We start from the raw sequence: 14,497 nt of genomic DNA on the forward strand, positions 1-14,497 counted from the left end.
GCGAGCCGCATGTCCCCGCAGATCGTGATCGGCGCGATCGCGCTGGTCGTCGTCGCCTGGCTCGCCGCCTGCGCGGAGGCGGGCCTCGCCCGGGTCTCCAGCTTCCGGGCCGAGGAGGCCGTGAAGTCCGGGCGGCGCGGCGGCGCCAAGCTGGCGCAGGTCGCCGCCGACCCCACCCGCTACCTCAACGTGGCCCTGCTGGTCCGTGTCGCCTGCGAGATGGCGGCCGCCGCCCTGGTCACCTACGCCTGTCTGGAGGCTTTCGCGGCCACCTGGCAGGCCCTGCTGGCCGCCATCGCCGTGATGGTCCTGGTGTCGTACGTGGCCGTCGGCGTCTCGCCGCGCACCATCGGCCGCCAGCACCCGCTGAACACGGCGACCTTCGCCGCGTACGTGCTGGTGCCGCTGGCCCGGGTGATGGGCCCGGTCCCGTCGCTGCTGATCCTCATCGGCAACGCGCTGACCCCCGGCAAGGGCTTCCGGCACGGCCCGTTCGCCTCCGAGGCGGAGCTGCGCGCCCTGGTCGACCTCGCCGAGAAGGAATCGCTGATCGAGGACGAGGAGCGCCGCATGGTGCACTCCGTCTTCGAGCTGGGCGACACCCTGGTGCGCGAGGTCATGGTGCCGCGCACCGACCTGGTGACCATCGAGCGGTTCAAGACCATCCGGCAGGCCCTCACCCTCGCCCTGCGCTCCGGGTTCTCCCGGATTCCGGTGACCGGCGAGAGCGAGGACGACATCGTCGGGATCGTGTACCTGAAGGACCTGGTCCGCAAGACGCACATCAGCCGGGAGGCGGAGAGCGACCTGGTGTCCACCGCCATGCGCCCGGCCGTGTTCGTGCCCGACACCAAGAACGCCGGCGATCTGCTGCGCGAGATGCAGAAGGAACGCAACCACGTCGCCGTCGTCATCGACGAGTACGGCGGCACGGCGGGCATCGTCACCATCGAGGACATCCTGGAGGAGATCGTCGGCGAGATCACCGACGAGTACGACCGGGAACTCCCGCCCGTCGTCGACCTCGGCGACGACCGTTACCGGGTCACCGCCCGCCTCGACATCACCGACCTCGGCGAGTTGTACGGCCTGGAGGAGTACGACGACGAGGACGTGGAGACCGTCGGCGGACTGCTCGCCAAGGCCCTCGGCCGCGTGCCCATCGCGGGCGCGTCCGCGCAGGTCGAACTCCCCGACGAGCGGCGGCTGAAGCTGACCGCGGAGGCGTCGGCCGGCCGCCGGAACAAGATCGTCACGGTCCTGGTGGAACCCGCCGGGCCCGACGAGGAGGAGAAGCCGGAGTGACCCCCCAGGAGCTGCGCGCCTTCTGCCTGTCCTTCAACGCGGCGGTGGAGGACTTCCCGTTCGACACGCAGACCTCGGTCTTCAAGGTGCTGGGCAAGATGTTCGCCCTGACGAACCTGGGCGCGCGGCCCCTGACCGTCAACCTCAAGTGCGACCCGGAGGACGCGGTACGTCTGCGCGCCGACCACGAGGGCCTGATCGTCCCCGGCTGGCACATGAACAAGCGGCACTGGAACACCGTCACCGCCGACGGCGCCCTGCCGGACCGGCTGCTGCGGGAACTGGTCGAGGACTCCTACGACCTCGTCGTGGCGGGGCTGCCGAGGGCGCAGCGGCTGCGGCTGGACCGGCCGTAATCGCGTTGCCCGGCGCGGTCGTCCTTGGGGAACATCCCGTGCATGACCATTCGATACCCGCGTCCCCTGCGCCCCGGTGACCGCATCGGCGTGACCTCGCCCTCCTCGGGCGTGGCCGGACCCCTCAGGGCCCGCCTCGACGCCGCGATCGAGGTGGTCGAGGCGCGCGGCTACGAGGTGGTCGTCGGCCGGTGCATGGACGGCACCACTCACATCAGCGCCCCGGCCGCCGAACGCGCCGCCGAGCTGACGCGGATGCTGACCGACCCCGCGATCCGGGCCGTGGTGCCGCCGTGGGGCGGCGAGACGGCCATCGACCTGATGCCCCACCTCGACTTCGAGGCGATCGGCCGGGCCGAGCCCACCTGGCTCGTCGGCTACTCGGACATGTCGACCGTGCTCGCGCCGCTGACCCTGCTCACCGGGGTGGCGACCGTGCACGGCAACTGCCTCATGGAGACCCCGTACCGGACGCCCGAGGGGCTGCTGTCCTGGCTGGACGTCGTGGCCGCGCCCCAGGGCCGGCCGTTCGCCCAGACCCCGCCCGGCCGGCACCACACCGGCGGCCGGCCCGACTGGGTCGGCGACCCCGGGATGCGCGAACTGCCGCTTGAGGGCACGGGCGGCTGGCGGCGGCTCGACGCCGACGGGGACGTGGACGTCGAGGGGCGGCTGATCGGCGGCTGCATCGAGACCGTTGCCCCGCTCGCCGGCAGCCGTTACCTCGACCCGGCGCGCCTCGCGGGCGACGGGCCGCTGCTCGTCTACGTCGAGGCCTGCGAGGACGGCGCGCTCACCATCGCCCGTCATCTGCACGGCATGCGCCTCGCCGGGTTCTTCGACCGGGCGGCCGCCGTCCTGGTCGGCCGCACCCGCGCCCCCGACGCGCCGACCCTCACCCAGCACGAGGCCGTCCTCGACGCGCTCGGGCCGCTCGGCGTGCCGATCGTCGCCGATGTCGAGTGCGGGCACGTGGCGCCCCACCTCCCGCTGGTGAACGGCGCGCGCGGCCGTGTGGTGCACACGGCCGCGCGGAGCGAGATCGTTCAGGTCCTGGACTGAGACCGGCGCAGGGCCAGGCCGATCAGGGCCGCGGCGGCGAGGACGATCGCCGCGTCCAGGGCGACCACGGTGTGCACGCCGGACAGCAGGTCGCCGGAGGTGGTGGCCAGGACGCCCAGCAGCGGGATGCCGATCGTGATGCCGACCTGCTGCGTGGAGGTCACCAGGCCGGTGGCCAGGCCCTGCTCCTCGTCCGGGACGCCCGAGGTGACGGTCAGGCCGTAGGAGATGATCGCGCCCAGGTGGCACATGCTGGCCAGGGCGACCGCGGCGGTGGCGAGCCACGCCGACCAGCCGTGGGTGTCCAGCAGGAGCAGGGTCGCGATCAGGGCGCCCTGGCCGGTCAGTGAGCAGACCAGGGTGCGGCGGGCGCCGAGGCGGCCGATGACCTTCGGCGCGAGGGTGCCGGCCACGACGGACAGCAGGCCCTGGACGCCGAAGACCAGACCGGTCTCGAAGGCGGACAGGTGAAGGATCCCCTGGAGGTACAGGGTCAGGACGAAGACGATGGTGGACATCATCGAGAAGGTGACCAGACCGCCCAGGTTGCCCCACGCCACCGTGCGCCGGCGCAGCATCGGCAGCGAGACCAGGGGCGCGGCCGAGCGGGACTCCACGATCGCGAACGCGGTCAGCAGCACCAGACCGGCGATCAGGGCCGCGATGACGTCGACGCGGCCGAAGCCGTGGTCGGCGGCGGTGGACAGGGCGTAGATCAGGGAGAGCAGGCCGGTGGTGACGGTGACCGCGCCGGGCACGTCCAGGCGCGGGCGCTCCGGGGCCGGGGCACCCGCGGCGCCGTGCGGGCCGCGGGGCGGCGTCTTCGGCAGCAGGCCCGGCGCCGGCGGCAGCACGATCAGCGCGAACAGCGTCAGCAGGGCCATCGTGGAGCGCCAGCCGAAGGTGTCGGTGAGGGTGCCGCCCGCGACCATGCCGATGGTGAAGCCCAGCGACAGCAGGGTGCCGGAGATGCCGAGGGCGCGGTCGCGGGCCGGGCCCTCCGGGAAGGTGGTGGTCAGCAGGGACATGCCGGTCGGTACGATCGCCGCCGCGCCGATCCCCTGGAGGGCGCGCCCGGCGAGGAAGGAGGCCGGGTCCCAGGCGAGGGTGGACAGCAGCGAGGCCGCGCCGAACAGGGTCAGCCCGGTCAGGAAGAGCCGGCGGCGCCCGAACAGGTCGCCGACGCGCCCGAACAGCAGCAGGAAGCCACCGGAGGGGAGCGCGAACGCGGTGATGGCCCACTGGAGCGCGGACTGGCTCATGCCGAGGTCGCGGCCGAGGTCGGGCAGCGCCACGTTCAGCACGGAGAAGTCCAGCGCGACCATGAACTGGGCCGCGCACAGCACGAACAGGACGAGCTTGTCACGCGTCGACAGCCGGGGGACACCGGGTGGGGTGGTCGTCGCGGGGGAGGTCTGGGTGGTGGTGTCGATCGCCATGGCAAGAGCTTCGGCCGGACGGAATACCGGTGGGGAGTCGGAACTTATGGTGGTGGTGGCACCACCAGACAGCATCGACGGGGGAGGGGCGCCGGATGCCCGCTGCTGAGGCGACACGAAGTCATCGGCGTGACGAACTGCGCGAGTTCCTGATGAGCCGGCGTGCCCGGGTCAGTCCCGAGGAGGCCGGGCTCCCGGCCGGCGGCGGCAGGCGCCGTACGCCCGGACTGCGCCGGGAGGAGGTCGCGGTGCTCGCCGGGGTGGGCGCCTCCTGGTACCAGTGGCTGGAGCAGGGGCGGGAGATCTCCGTCTCCCCGCAGGTGCTGGACGCGGTGGCCCGGGTGCTGCGGCTCAGCGACGCCGAGCGGCGGCACCTGTACCTGCTGGCCGGGCTCAACCCGCCCGCGCCCCAAGTGACGCCCGACAGGCGGGACATGTGCGACGGCCTGCGCAGGCTGATCGACACCTGGATGCCGTACCCGGCGCACATCATGGACCTCTACTACAACTGCGTGCTGTACAACGACGCGGCCGCGATCGTGCTCGGCATGCGCCCCGGCATCACCCAGAACTGCCTGATCGACTTCTTCACCGACCCGCTGTACCGGGAGCGCAGCCACAGCTGGGAGCGCAACGCGCGCACCGTCGTGGCGCAGTTCCGGGCCGCGTGCGCGGCGCGCCCGGAGGACGAGGGCTTCCGGGAGGTGCTCGCCCAGGCGAGCGCCGCCAGCGAGGAGTTCGCGGCGCTGTGGGCCGAGCGGGACATCGAGGACCAGGGGCAGGTGCGCAAGGAGCTGTCGCATCCGCTGGCCGGGCTGCTGGTCGTGGAGTCGACGGTGCTGAAGGTCCCCGCCCGGCCCGATCTGATGATCGTGCTGCACACTCCGCTGGACGAGGCGAACACCGCGGAGAAGCTGGAGTGGCTGGCCTCCCCGGAGGGCCGTCGGGGCGCGATGTACCCGGTGGCGGGGTGAGCGTCGTACGCCGTGGTACGGCTTCGTATGCTCGGGGCATGACCGACAGCAGCGCGCTCGACCCCGAGGACCGCAAGATCGTGACCCTGGCCCGCTCCGCGCGGGCCCGCAACGGTGTGCCCGAGGGCGCGGCCGTACGGGACGACACCGGGCGCACCTACGTCGCCGGGACGGTGGACCTGCCCTCGCTGAAGCTCAGCGCGCTGCGCACCGCCGTCGCCATGGCGGTGGCGTCCGGGGCGGCCTCGCTGGAGGCGGCGGCGGTGGTGAGCGACGCCGAGTCGGTGCCGGCCGAGGACCTGGCCGCGGTGGCCGACCTCGGGGGCGCGGGCGCCCCGGTGCTGCTCGCGGGCGCGGACGGCGCCGTGCGGGCCACCCTCGCCGCGGGCTGAACACCGGAACGAAGGCCCCTGGGGGCGCGGTGCGTCTGCGTGTCGGATCGCTCGCGCTGCGTCACCGGGGGTTCGCGGTGCGGCGGGGGCTTCGGGATCAGGGACAATGAACGGCATGAGCGTTCGCACCCAGTCATCCGAGCAGCCGGCGGAAACCGTCCACCGCGCCGGCTTCGCCTGCTTCGTGGGCCGCCCCAACGCGGGCAAGTCCACCCTCACGAACGCTCTGGTCGGGCAGAAGGTGGCGATCACCTCGAACCGGCCGCAGACCACCCGGCACACCGTGCGGGGCATCGTGCACCGGCCGGACGCCCAGCTGATCCTCGTCGACACCCCCGGGCTGCACAAGCCGCGCACGCTGCTGGGCGAGCGGCTGAACGACGTGGTGCGCGCCACGTGGGCCGAGGTCGACGTGATCGGGTTCTGTCTGCCGGCCGACCAGAAGATCGGGCCCGGTGACCGGTTCATCGCCAAGGAACTGGCCGGGATCAAGAAGACGCCCAAGGTCGCCGTCGTCACCAAGACCGACCTCGTGGACTCCAAGGCCCTCGCCGAGCAGCTGATCGCCATCGACCAGCTGGGCAAGGAGCTGGGCATCGAGTGGGCGGAGATCGTGCCGGTGTCGGCGGTCGGCGACAAGCAGGTGGAGCTGCTGGCCGACCTGCTGGTCCCGATGCTGCCCGAGGGGCCCGCGCTCTACCCGGAGGGCGACCTCACGGACGAGCCGGAGCAGGTGATGGTCGCGGAGCTGATCCGGGAGGCGGCGCTGGAGGGCGTGCGGGACGAACTGCCGCACTCCATCGCGGTGGTCGTCGAGGAGATGCTGCCGCGCGAGGACCGGCCGGCGGACCGGCCCCTGCTGGACATCCACGCGAACGTCTACATCGAGCGCCCCAGCCAGAAGGGCATCATCATCGGGCCGAAGGGCAAGCGGCTCAAGGAGGTCGGGATCAAGTCCCGCAAGCAGATCGAGGCGCTGCTGGGCACGCCGGTCTTCCTCGACCTGCACGTCAAGGTGGCGAAGGACTGGCAGCGGGACCCGAAGCAGCTGCGCAAGCTGGGCTTCTGACGGGCACCGCTTGACCTCAAGTGCGCTTGAGGAAGCAGTCTTCCGGCATGGACACCGAAGAGACGCGGCGAGAGCTGCGGGCCCTGACCGACCGTGCCGAGATCACCGATCTGCTCGACCGCTACCTGCGCTCACTGGACGACGGCGTCCTCGACGAGGAGTGGGCGCGCGCGTTCCACACCGAGGACGTCACCGCGGAGATGCCCATCGGCACCGTGCACGGCCGCGACGCCCTGCTGGCCCGCGTCCGGCAGGGCATGGCGCTGTTCGACCGCACCGTGCACCTGGGCACCAACACCGTCATCGAGGTCGACGGCGACCGGGCCACGGCCCGTGGTGCCCAGTTGAGCACCCATGTCCTCGCGGACGGCTCGGGCGGCGTCTTCGTCTCCGCCGGCCACGCCGATAACGAACTGGTCCGGACGGCCGACGGCTGGCGGATCTCCGCGACGGCGCTGCGGGTGGTGTGGACACAGGGCACTCCGCCCCGGCTTCCGGACGACCTCGCCGCCGTCGCGGCGGGCGGCGCAACCGGTGGGGCCGCTGAAGAGTCGTAGGCGACATGACGTATCCCCGCGCACGGCGCGTTCTCGGTGCCTCCACGCTCGTCGTGGCCTCGGCGGCACTGCTCCTCTCCTGCTCCGCCGACACCGGTACGGCCCCGAGCGCGGGGGCGCCGCCCACCCGCGCCGTGCGTACGCCGGCGCCCGTCACCTCCACCGAGGAGCCGGCCGACCCGAGCACGGTGGTGCCCTCACCGGGCCCGGAGAAGGTCCGCGACGCCTTCGCCGTACTCCAGGCCACCTACAACGACGGCTGCACCACCCCGGGGAACTGCGCGTACTTCCTGAACCGCGTGCTCGACAACCTCGACGGCCTCGACGCCGCGATGAAGGCCGACCCCCAGGGGCCCGCGCACTTCGAGCAGCCCCTCGCGTGGATCGCGGGACTGCGGCGCGAACTCGGCGACGACCGCTCCTTCGAGAACCTCAAGAAGCACCAGGAGCGGCTCACCGGAGTCCGGGACAGGATCAACGCCTGGATGCAGGGGCACCCGGAGGACTATCGCTGACGGGGGCCGCCCGGCCGCCGCGCCCCGTCAGCCCTGCGCCCGCAGCACGTCCCGGAACCACCGGTAGGACGCCTTCGGGGTGCGCTCCAGGGTGTCGTAATCCACGTGCACCAGCCCGAAGCGGCGCGCGTACCCCTCGGCCCACTCGAAGTTGTCCAGCAGGGACCAGACGAAGTAGCCGCGCACGTCCACGCCCGCCTCCAGCGCGGCGTGCAGGGCGCGCAGATGGGCGTCCAGGTAGGCGATGCGCTCCTGGTCGTCCAGGCCCTCGTAGGAGCAGCCGTTCTCGGTGATGACGACCGGCGGCAGCCGGTCGCCGTAGCGGTCGCGGAAGCCGCACAGCAGCTCGGTCAGCCCCTCCGGGACCACCGGCCAGCCGAAGTCGGTCAGCGGGCGGCCCTCGATCTCCCGTACGGAGAAGGGGAGTCCGGCCGGGATCGTCAGGCCGCCGAACTCGCCCCGTGTGCCCAGCGGGGCGCCCACCCGGGTCGGGGCGTAGTAGTTGACGCCGTACCAGTCCAGCGGCTCCGCGATCACCCGCAGGTCGGCGGCGACGTCCCCGGGCATCAGCTCGCCGAGCCCGTCCGGGTACTCGCCCAGCAGCACCGGCTCCGCGAAGAGGCGGTTGAGCAGCGTGTCGTAGAAGTCCGCCGCCGCCACGTCGTCCGGGTCGGCGGAGGCCGGCCAGGTCGGCCCATGGGAGTTGGCGATGCCGATGTCGCGCGCGCCCGCCGCGCGCAGCGCCCGCACCGCGAGACCGTGGGCGAGGAGCTGGTGGTGAGCGACCGGGAGGGCGTCGAACAGCAGCCGCCTGCCGGGCGCGTGGGCGCCCAGGGCGTGGCCCAGGAGGGTGTGTTCGGCCGGCTCGTTGAGGGTGATCCACTTGGTGACCCGGTCGCCCAGCCGGCCGGCGACCGCCGCCACGTGGTCGGCGAAGCGGGCGGCCGTGTCCCGGTCCAGCCAGTCCAGGTGGGCGGGCAGGTCCCAGTGGAAGAGGGTCGGCACCGGGCGGACGCCCGCCGCGCACAGCTCGTCCACCAGCCGGTCGTAGAAGTCCAGGCCGCCCGGGGAGGCGACCCGGGGCCAGGAGACCGAGAAGCGGTAGGCGTTCACGCCGAGACCGGCGAGCAGGGCCACGTCCTCGGGGTAGCGGTGGTAGTGGTCGCAGGCGACCGCGGCCGTGGAGCCGTCCTTCACCCGGCCCGGCTCGGCGGTGAACACGTCCCACACGGACGGACCGCGCAGCTCGGCGGCGCCCTCGATCTGATGGGCGGAGGTGGAGACACCCCACAGGAAGCCGGCCGGGAACCGGGGGAGCGGATCGCCCGCGTCAGTCGCCATGGCGGGATCATCCGTACCCTCGGTAACGAAGTCAACGCCCGTGTACGCGACGGCTGCAGAGCGCTTTGGTGTGGGCCGCTTGGCCCAATCGACTGGCATACGGGGGCAGTCCGTTCCGACACTGTCCCGCATGACTCTCCATCAGCTGACCACCGGGAGACGCGGGCGCCTGCTGACCGCACTCGCGGCCTGTCTGTTCGCCGTCCTGGGCACCGCGCCGGGCGCGCTCGCCGACACCCGTCCGGCCAGGGCCGCCGACTGCGTCTCCACCCCGGCCGAGTACCGGGCGGCATGGGACGCGCGCGAGGAGCGCTGTGTGGCGCCCACCCTGTTCGGCACCACCCACACCCGGGGCGACACCACCCTCTACCCGAGCGGCTTCTGGTACGCGTGGGCGGGCTCGAACACCAATCTGGAGCGGTATCTGCAACTGCGCAGCCGGTACGGCGACCAGCCGCCCAAGACCGGGATCGGTGTGCTGTCCTTCGTCGGCTACCCGGGCCTCGACACCTGGGACACGCCGACCGACCTCGCCGTCTACACCCTGCCCCCCGGAGTGCGGGCGCAGGTGCCGGCGTTCGAGACCTGGTTCCGGCTGCTGGACGAGGAGTTCGGGAACACGGGCGCCTATCCGCTCGCCGCCCAGCGGGACCTGGTGCTCGCCTACTCACGGCTGCGCAGGGGGGAGGACGTGGTCGGCGCCTTCCAGGACGTGACCGGGTGCAGGCGCTCCCAGCTCCTCAAGGGGGCGGCGCCCTCGGCGGCGATCGGCTGCAACCGGTCCTTCCTGGACGCGCTGGCGGCCGCCGGTCCCTCGCCGTACGACGGGGCCTCCTCGCTGGACTGCTTCGCCCGCTTCCAGACCCGCTACACCGGCCCGCGGAACGCCGCCGCGCTGCGGGCCGCGCTGTACCAGTGCCAGGACGCCGGGTTCCTCAACACCGGTGTGGGCCTTGGCTACAACACGTACGCCAACCCGTTCGTGTGCCGTCCCGCCGCGGCGCAGACGGTGCGGCAGCGGTACACCGGGCGGGAGTTCATCCTCCCCAACGCGTCCTTCGCCGACCTGTCGAGCCACGTCGACATCCCGCTCGACCTCGGCACGCCGGGCCGGCGGGGCTTCCTCACGAAGGGCTACTGCTAGGGCCTAGGCGCGGCGGGCCTCCTCCGCTAAGCACCCTCCTTGAGCACCCGGGAGACCAACTCCCGCTGCTCGTCGGTCAGTCGTGGGTCGGCCGCGTACACCGTGCGGCCGTCCACCGTGATCTCGTAGCTGAAGCCGTCCGGGACGCCGGCCGGCGGGGTGTCCTGGCCGGACGCGAGCACGCGCGCGGCCAGGCCGTCCCAGTCCGGGGCGTCGGGCCGGGCCGAGGTGTCCACCTCGGCCCGGCGCTCGATGCCGGCGAAACCGCCTGTGCGCCTCACCTGAATCCGCATGGGTCCAGTGTCGCAGTGCGCGGGGCTAGCGTGTGTGCACTCCGACCTGTTCCCATGCCTTCTCGACGGCCTCGAACTCGTCCCCGCCGCCGTAGCGGTGGCGCGCCGCCTTCAGGGTGAGCTTGGCGAAGTCGGCGAACTGGGCGTCCGACTTCAACTCGCCGCCGGTCAGCGTGTCGTACCAGATCTGCCCGGCCTTCTCCCAGGCGTGCCCGCCGAGGGCCTTGGCGGCCAGGTAGAACGCGTGGTTCGGGATGCCGGAGTTGATGTGCACGCCGCCGTTGTCGCGGCCGGTGCGCACATAGTGGTCCATGCTGCCCGGCTGCGGGTCCTTGCCGAGGTTCGGGTCGTCGTACGCCGTGCCCGGCGCCTTCATCGAGCGCAGCGCGGTGCCGTGCACGCCCGGGGCGAGCAGCCCGGCGCCGATCAGCCAGTCGGCCTCGGCTGCGGTCTGGCCCAGCGCGTACTGCTTGATCAGCGAGCCGAAGACATCGGAGATCGACTCGTTGAGCGCGCCGGACTGGCCGAAGTACTCCAGGTTCGCGGTGTGCTGGGTGACGCCGTGGGTCAGTTCGTGGCCGATGACGTCGACGGGGATGGTGAAGTCGAGGAAGACCTTGCCGTCGCCGTCGCCGAACACCATCTGCTCGCCGTTCCAGAAGGCGTTGTCGTACCCCTCGCCGTAGTGCACGGTGGCGTCGAGCGGGAGGCCGTTGCCGTCGATGGACCGGCGGCCGTAGACCTTCAGATACAGGTCGAAGGTGGCGCCGAGGCCGGCGTAGGCGCGGTTGACGGAGGCGTCCTGGCCCGGCTCGGAGCCCTCCTCGCGGACCTTGGTGCCGGGCAGGTCCTGGGTGTGGTGGGTGTCGTAGATGGTGCGGTGCGGACGGTCGGCGGCGGCACCCTCCGGCGGGGCGACGGCGGTCGCGCCGAGCACCGTGGTCAGGCGGCGCCGGGTGCGCTGGGCGGCGTCGTGCTCCAGGGAGCGGCGGGCGGGTGCCGACAGGTCCGGGTCCTCGGCCTGGGACAGCCGGTCGAGTACGTGCGGCGGGACGATCGTGCAGAAGACGGGCTCGAAGCCCCCGTTCGTCGTCATGTAACCGACCATCGCACTGAGTGACGTCGATGTCACTACTCGCAACCATCATTGGTGAAATACCGGGACAGTGGGCGCGACGCGGCGTGACGATGTGGTAGGGCGATGTGATGCGGTGCACTTTTTGTCCCTTTTGGTTCCCCGGTCCCGCATACTGGAACGCGTCCCCGGATGCTGGAAGGCATCGGCTAGGCTGCGCTGCATCATGCGTTTCGGGCTGCTTCTCCTTAGCTGCCGCGGCGAGGGTCTGTAGTCGAGGCCGACTCCCTCCCCGCGGAGCTTGGCGTCGCGTCGTCGGCCGTCCAGTCGGACATCTGCCAGACCCATCGAGGAGCCACGCACCATGGCCAACCGCCAGCAGCCCAGTTCCATGCCGGTCCACAAGTACGGCCGCTACGACCAGGTGGACATCCCGGACCGCACCTGGCCGGACCAGCGGATCACCGTCGCCCCCCGCTGGCTCTCCACCGACCTGCGGGACGGCAACCAGGCCCTGATCGACCCCATGTCGCCCGAGCGCAAGCGCCGGATGTTCGACCAGCTGGTCAAGATGGGCTACAAGGAGATCGAGGTCGGCTTCCCCGCCTCCGGCCAGACCGACTTCGACTTCGTGCGCTCGATCATCGAGGAAGAGGGCGCGATCCCGGAGGACGTGACGATCTCCGTACTGACCCAGGCCCGCGAGGACCTGATCGAGCGGACCGTGGAGTCCCTGAAGGGCGCGCGGCGCGCCACCGTCCACCTGTACAACGCCACCGCCCCGGTCTTCCGCCGGGTCGTCTTCCGCGGCTCCAAGGACGACATCAAGCAGATCGCCGTCGACGGCACCCGCCTGGTGATGGAGTACGCAGAGAAACTGCTGGGCCCCGAGACCGAGTTCGGCTACCAGTACTCGCCGGAGATCTTCACCGACACCGAGCTGGACTTCGCGCTGGAGGTCTGCGAGGCGGTCATGGACGTCTACCAGCCCGGCCCGGGCCGCGAGATCATCCTCAACCTGCCCGCCACGGTGGAGCGTTCGACCCCGTCCACGCACGCGGACCGCTTCGAGTGGATGCACCGCAACCTGTCCCGCCGCGAGTACGTCTGCCTGTCCGTGCACCCGCACAACGACCGCGGCACGGCGGTGGCGGCGGCCGAGCTGGCGCTGATGGCCGGCGCCGACCGCGTCGAGGGCTGCCTGTTCGGGCAGGGCGAGCGCACCGGCAACGTCGACCTGGTCACCCTGGGCATGAACCTGTTCTCCCAGGGCGTCGACCCGCAGATCGACTTCTCCGACATCGACGAGATCCGTCGTACGTGGGAGTACTGCAACCAGATGGAGGTCCACCCGCGCCACCCGTACGTGGGCGACCTGGTCTACACGTCCTTCTCCGGCTCCCACCAGGACGCCATCAAGAAGGGCTTCGACGCCATGGAGGCCGACGCCAGGGCCAAGGGCGTCACGGTGGACGACCTGGAGTGGGCGGTGCCGTACCTGCCCATCGACCCGAAGGACGTCGGCCGTTCCTACGAGGCGGTCATCCGCGTCAACTCGCAGTCCGGCAAGGGCGGTGTCTCCTACGTCCTGAAGAACGACCACAAGCTGGACCTGCCGCGCCGGATGCAGATCGAGTTCTCGAAGATCATCCAGGCGAAGACGGACGCCGAGGGCGGCGAGATCACCCCGAAGGAGATCTGGTCGGTCTTCCGGGACGAGTACCTGCCCAACCCGGAGAACCCCTGGGGCCGCATCCAGGTCAGGACGGGCCAGTCGACCACCGACAACGACGGCGTGGACACGCTCACCGTCGACGCCACCGTGGACGGCGAGGACCGCGTGCTGACCGGTTCCGGCAACGGTCCGATCTCGGCCTTCTTCGACGCCCTGCACGCCATCGGCATCGACGTGCGCCTGCTGGACTACCAGGAGCACACGATGAGCGAGGGCGCCTCCGCGCAGGCCGCCTCCTACATCGAGTGCGCGATCGACGGCCAGGTCCTGTGGGGCATCGGCATCGACGCGAACACGACGCGTGCCTCGCTGAAGGCGGTCGTCTCGGCCGTCAACCGAGCCGCCCGCTGACCCACCCCCACCGGCGGTTTCCCGGCCCTGGTCGCCTCGCACGGCGGCCGGGGCCCCGTCGGTTCTCGGCCAGGGGACCGGACAGGTCACGGATCGGTCTCGTCCGGGGTGCTGACTCCGCCGCCCGATGTGGCTAACATCACGCCAGCGCGGCGATGGTGTCGTGCTCTAGGGAGGTGCGACGTGCTGCCAGTACGGGGACGAGACGGCCGTGACACCAGGGCTCTGCGCGTCCTGGGCACCCGCACCGCATGGACTCCCGTGGGCGACGGCGAGTTCTACTGCCCGGGCTGCGGGGGCGACCGCAACTACCAGCGGCTCACCGGGCGCCGCAGGCTCACCGTGTTCGGGGTGCCGGTGCTGCCGCGCGGCACGACCGGGCCCGTCGTGGAGTGCGCCGACTGCGGCCACCACTACGGCACCGAGGTCCTCGGCCACCCCACCACCCGCCGCTTCTCCGCGATGCTCCGCGACGGCGTGCACACCGTGGCCCTCGCGGTGCTCGCCGCCGGCGGCACCGGCTCCCGGGCCTCCCTGGAGACGGCCTGCGCCGCGGTCCGCGCGGGCGGCGTCGACGACTGCACGGAGGAGCAGCTCGCCGCCCTGGTCGACGCCCTGGCCGCCGACACCGGCCGGGTACTGGGCGAGCCCTGCGGCGCCAGCCTGACCATAGAGCTGCACGAGGCGCTGGACCCGCTCGCCCCGCACCTGGCCCCGGCCGGACGCGAGGCCCTGCTCCTCCAGGGCGCCCACATCGCCCTGGCCGACGGCCCCTACACCCCCGCCGAGCGCGACGCCCTCACCACGGTCGGCGCGGCCCTGACCCTCCCGGCCGAGGACGTCACCCGGCTGCTGGCGGCCGCCCGGACACCCTCCTGAGCGCCGGACC

The 14,497-nt window shown here is 72.0% G+C and carries 15 protein-coding genes; 11 read left to right on the plus strand and 4 right to left on the minus strand.

All coding sequences use genetic code 11. The features are described 5' to 3' along the window. Nucleotides 1–9 precede the first annotated feature (9 nt). Genes HZZ00_RS05450 through HZZ00_RS05460 form a run of 3 tightly spaced genes read left to right on the plus strand, consistent with a single transcriptional unit; the run spans nucleotide 10 to nucleotide 2,723 of the window. Nucleotides 10–1,305, plus strand: coding sequence for a hemolysin family protein (locus tag HZZ00_RS05450; RefSeq protein ID WP_180331141.1), 1,296 nt, complete (start codon nucleotides 10–12; stop codon nucleotides 1,303–1,305). After that, nucleotides 1,302–1,661, plus strand: coding sequence for an MmcQ/YjbR family DNA-binding protein (locus HZZ00_RS05455; protein WP_070027027.1), 360 nt, complete (start codon nucleotides 1,302–1,304; stop codon nucleotides 1,659–1,661). Before HZZ00_RS05450 ends, HZZ00_RS05455 begins: the two co-directional genes overlap by 4 nt. A gap of 42 nt (nucleotides 1,662–1,703) precedes the next feature. After that, entirely contained in the window at nucleotides 1,704–2,723 is a 1,020-nt protein-coding gene (locus HZZ00_RS05460) for a S66 peptidase family protein (RefSeq protein ID WP_180331142.1), read from the plus strand. Here the strand turns inward: HZZ00_RS05460 and HZZ00_RS05465 are convergent. Next, nucleotides 2,708–4,162 (minus strand): MFS transporter, encoded by a 1,455-nt coding sequence (locus HZZ00_RS05465; RefSeq protein ID WP_180331143.1) that lies wholly within the window; start codon nucleotides 4,160–4,162, stop codon nucleotides 2,708–2,710. The genes HZZ00_RS05460 and HZZ00_RS05465 overlap by 16 nt on opposite strands. A gap of 95 nt (nucleotides 4,163–4,257) precedes the next feature. Between HZZ00_RS05465 and HZZ00_RS05470 the strand changes: the two genes are divergently transcribed. The 5 genes from HZZ00_RS05470 (at nucleotide 4,258) to HZZ00_RS05490 (ending at nucleotide 7,669) form a co-directional block, all read left to right on the plus strand. Continuing rightward, the gene (locus tag HZZ00_RS05470) at nucleotides 4,258–5,136 is read left to right on the plus strand and encodes a helix-turn-helix transcriptional regulator (protein WP_180331144.1); all 879 of its coding nucleotides are present in this window, start codon (nucleotides 4,258–4,260) and stop codon (nucleotides 5,134–5,136) included. A gap of 38 nt (nucleotides 5,137–5,174) precedes the next feature. Next, a complete protein-coding gene (locus tag HZZ00_RS05475; protein WP_180331145.1) occupies nucleotides 5,175–5,528 on the plus strand; it encodes a cytidine deaminase in 354 nt (117 codons plus the stop codon). Between the two features lie 115 nt (nucleotides 5,529–5,643). After that, nucleotides 5,644–6,597, plus strand: coding sequence for a GTPase Era (era, locus tag HZZ00_RS05480; RefSeq protein WP_180331146.1), 954 nt, complete (start codon nucleotides 5,644–5,646; stop codon nucleotides 6,595–6,597). 47 nt (nucleotides 6,598–6,644) lie between these two features. Beyond that, nucleotides 6,645–7,154: a nuclear transport factor 2 family protein gene (locus HZZ00_RS05485; protein ID WP_180331147.1), complete on the plus strand. Its 510-nt coding sequence runs from the start codon at nucleotides 6,645–6,647 to the stop codon at nucleotides 7,152–7,154. 5 nt (nucleotides 7,155–7,159) lie between these two features. Next, complete coding sequence (locus HZZ00_RS05490) at nucleotides 7,160–7,669, plus strand: hypothetical protein (protein ID WP_180331148.1); 510 nt, start codon at nucleotides 7,160–7,162, stop codon at nucleotides 7,667–7,669. Between the two features lie 27 nt (nucleotides 7,670–7,696). On the opposite strand, the gene HZZ00_RS05495 is transcribed toward HZZ00_RS05490, so the two are convergent. Then, a complete protein-coding gene (locus tag HZZ00_RS05495) occupies nucleotides 7,697–9,010 on the minus strand; it encodes a GH1 family beta-glucosidase (RefSeq protein WP_180331149.1) in 1,314 nt (437 codons plus the stop codon). A gap of 130 nt (nucleotides 9,011–9,140) precedes the next feature. Between HZZ00_RS05495 and HZZ00_RS05500 the strand changes: the two genes are divergently transcribed. Next, entirely contained in the window at nucleotides 9,141–10,154 is a 1,014-nt protein-coding gene (locus HZZ00_RS05500) for a hypothetical protein (protein ID WP_180331150.1), read from the plus strand. 26 nt (nucleotides 10,155–10,180) lie between these two features. On the opposite strand, the gene HZZ00_RS05505 is transcribed toward HZZ00_RS05500, so the two are convergent. Both HZZ00_RS05505 and HZZ00_RS05510 read right to left on the minus strand, forming a co-directional pair. Beyond that, entirely contained in the window at nucleotides 10,181–10,447 is a 267-nt protein-coding gene (locus tag HZZ00_RS05505) for a protealysin inhibitor emfourin (protein WP_180331151.1), read from the minus strand. A gap of 25 nt (nucleotides 10,448–10,472) precedes the next feature. Continuing rightward, nucleotides 10,473–11,543: a M4 family metallopeptidase gene (locus HZZ00_RS05510; protein WP_180331152.1), complete on the minus strand. Its 1,071-nt coding sequence runs from the start codon at nucleotides 11,541–11,543 to the stop codon at nucleotides 10,473–10,475. Between the two features lie 343 nt (nucleotides 11,544–11,886). On the opposite strand from HZZ00_RS05510, the gene leuA reads away from it, so the two are divergent. Together leuA and HZZ00_RS05520 are read left to right on the plus strand one after the other, a co-directional pair. Next, nucleotides 11,887–13,608, plus strand: a complete 1,722-nt coding sequence (leuA, locus tag HZZ00_RS05515) for a 2-isopropylmalate synthase (RefSeq protein ID WP_074992259.1) — start codon at nucleotides 11,887–11,889, stop codon at nucleotides 13,606–13,608. Between the two features lie 183 nt (nucleotides 13,609–13,791). Next, the gene (locus HZZ00_RS05520; protein WP_180331153.1) at nucleotides 13,792–14,487 is read left to right on the plus strand and encodes a TerB family tellurite resistance protein; all 696 of its coding nucleotides are present in this window, start codon (nucleotides 13,792–13,794) and stop codon (nucleotides 14,485–14,487) included. Nucleotides 14,488–14,497: the final 10 nt, after the last annotated feature.

The organism is Streptomyces sp. NEAU-sy36 (assembly GCF_013423905.1).
Lineage (GTDB): Bacteria > Actinomycetota > Actinomycetes > Streptomycetales > Streptomycetaceae > Streptomyces > Streptomyces misionensis.

Coding starts and splice junctions, on each gene's coding strand:
- HZZ00_RS05450 (WP_180331141.1), top strand. CDS start 10: ATGTCCCCGCAGATCGTGATCGGCGCGATCGCGCTGGTCGTCGTCGCC.
- HZZ00_RS05460 (WP_180331142.1), top strand. CDS start 1,704: ATGACCATTCGATACCCGCGTCCCCTGCGCCCCGGTGACCGCATCGGC.
- HZZ00_RS05465 (WP_180331143.1), bottom strand. CDS start 4,162: ATGGCGATCGACACCACCACCCAGACCTCCCCCGCGACGACCACCCCA.
- HZZ00_RS05470 (WP_180331144.1), top strand. CDS start 4,258: ATGCCCGCTGCTGAGGCGACACGAAGTCATCGGCGTGACGAACTGCGC.
- HZZ00_RS05475 (WP_180331145.1), top strand. CDS start 5,175: ATGACCGACAGCAGCGCGCTCGACCCCGAGGACCGCAAGATCGTGACC.
- era (WP_180331146.1), top strand. CDS start 5,644: ATGAGCGTTCGCACCCAGTCATCCGAGCAGCCGGCGGAAACCGTCCAC.
- HZZ00_RS05485 (WP_180331147.1), top strand. CDS start 6,645: ATGGACACCGAAGAGACGCGGCGAGAGCTGCGGGCCCTGACCGACCGT.
- HZZ00_RS05490 (WP_180331148.1), top strand. CDS start 7,160: ATGACGTATCCCCGCGCACGGCGCGTTCTCGGTGCCTCCACGCTCGTC.
- HZZ00_RS05495 (WP_180331149.1), bottom strand. CDS start 9,010: ATGGCGACTGACGCGGGCGATCCGCTCCCCCGGTTCCCGGCCGGCTTC.
- HZZ00_RS05500 (WP_180331150.1), top strand. CDS start 9,141: ATGACTCTCCATCAGCTGACCACCGGGAGACGCGGGCGCCTGCTGACC.
- HZZ00_RS05505 (WP_180331151.1), bottom strand. CDS start 10,447: ATGCGGATTCAGGTGAGGCGCACAGGCGGTTTCGCCGGCATCGAGCGC.
- HZZ00_RS05510 (WP_180331152.1), bottom strand. CDS start 11,543: ATGACGACGAACGGGGGCTTCGAGCCCGTCTTCTGCACGATCGTCCCG.
- leuA (WP_074992259.1), top strand. CDS start 11,887: ATGGCCAACCGCCAGCAGCCCAGTTCCATGCCGGTCCACAAGTACGGC.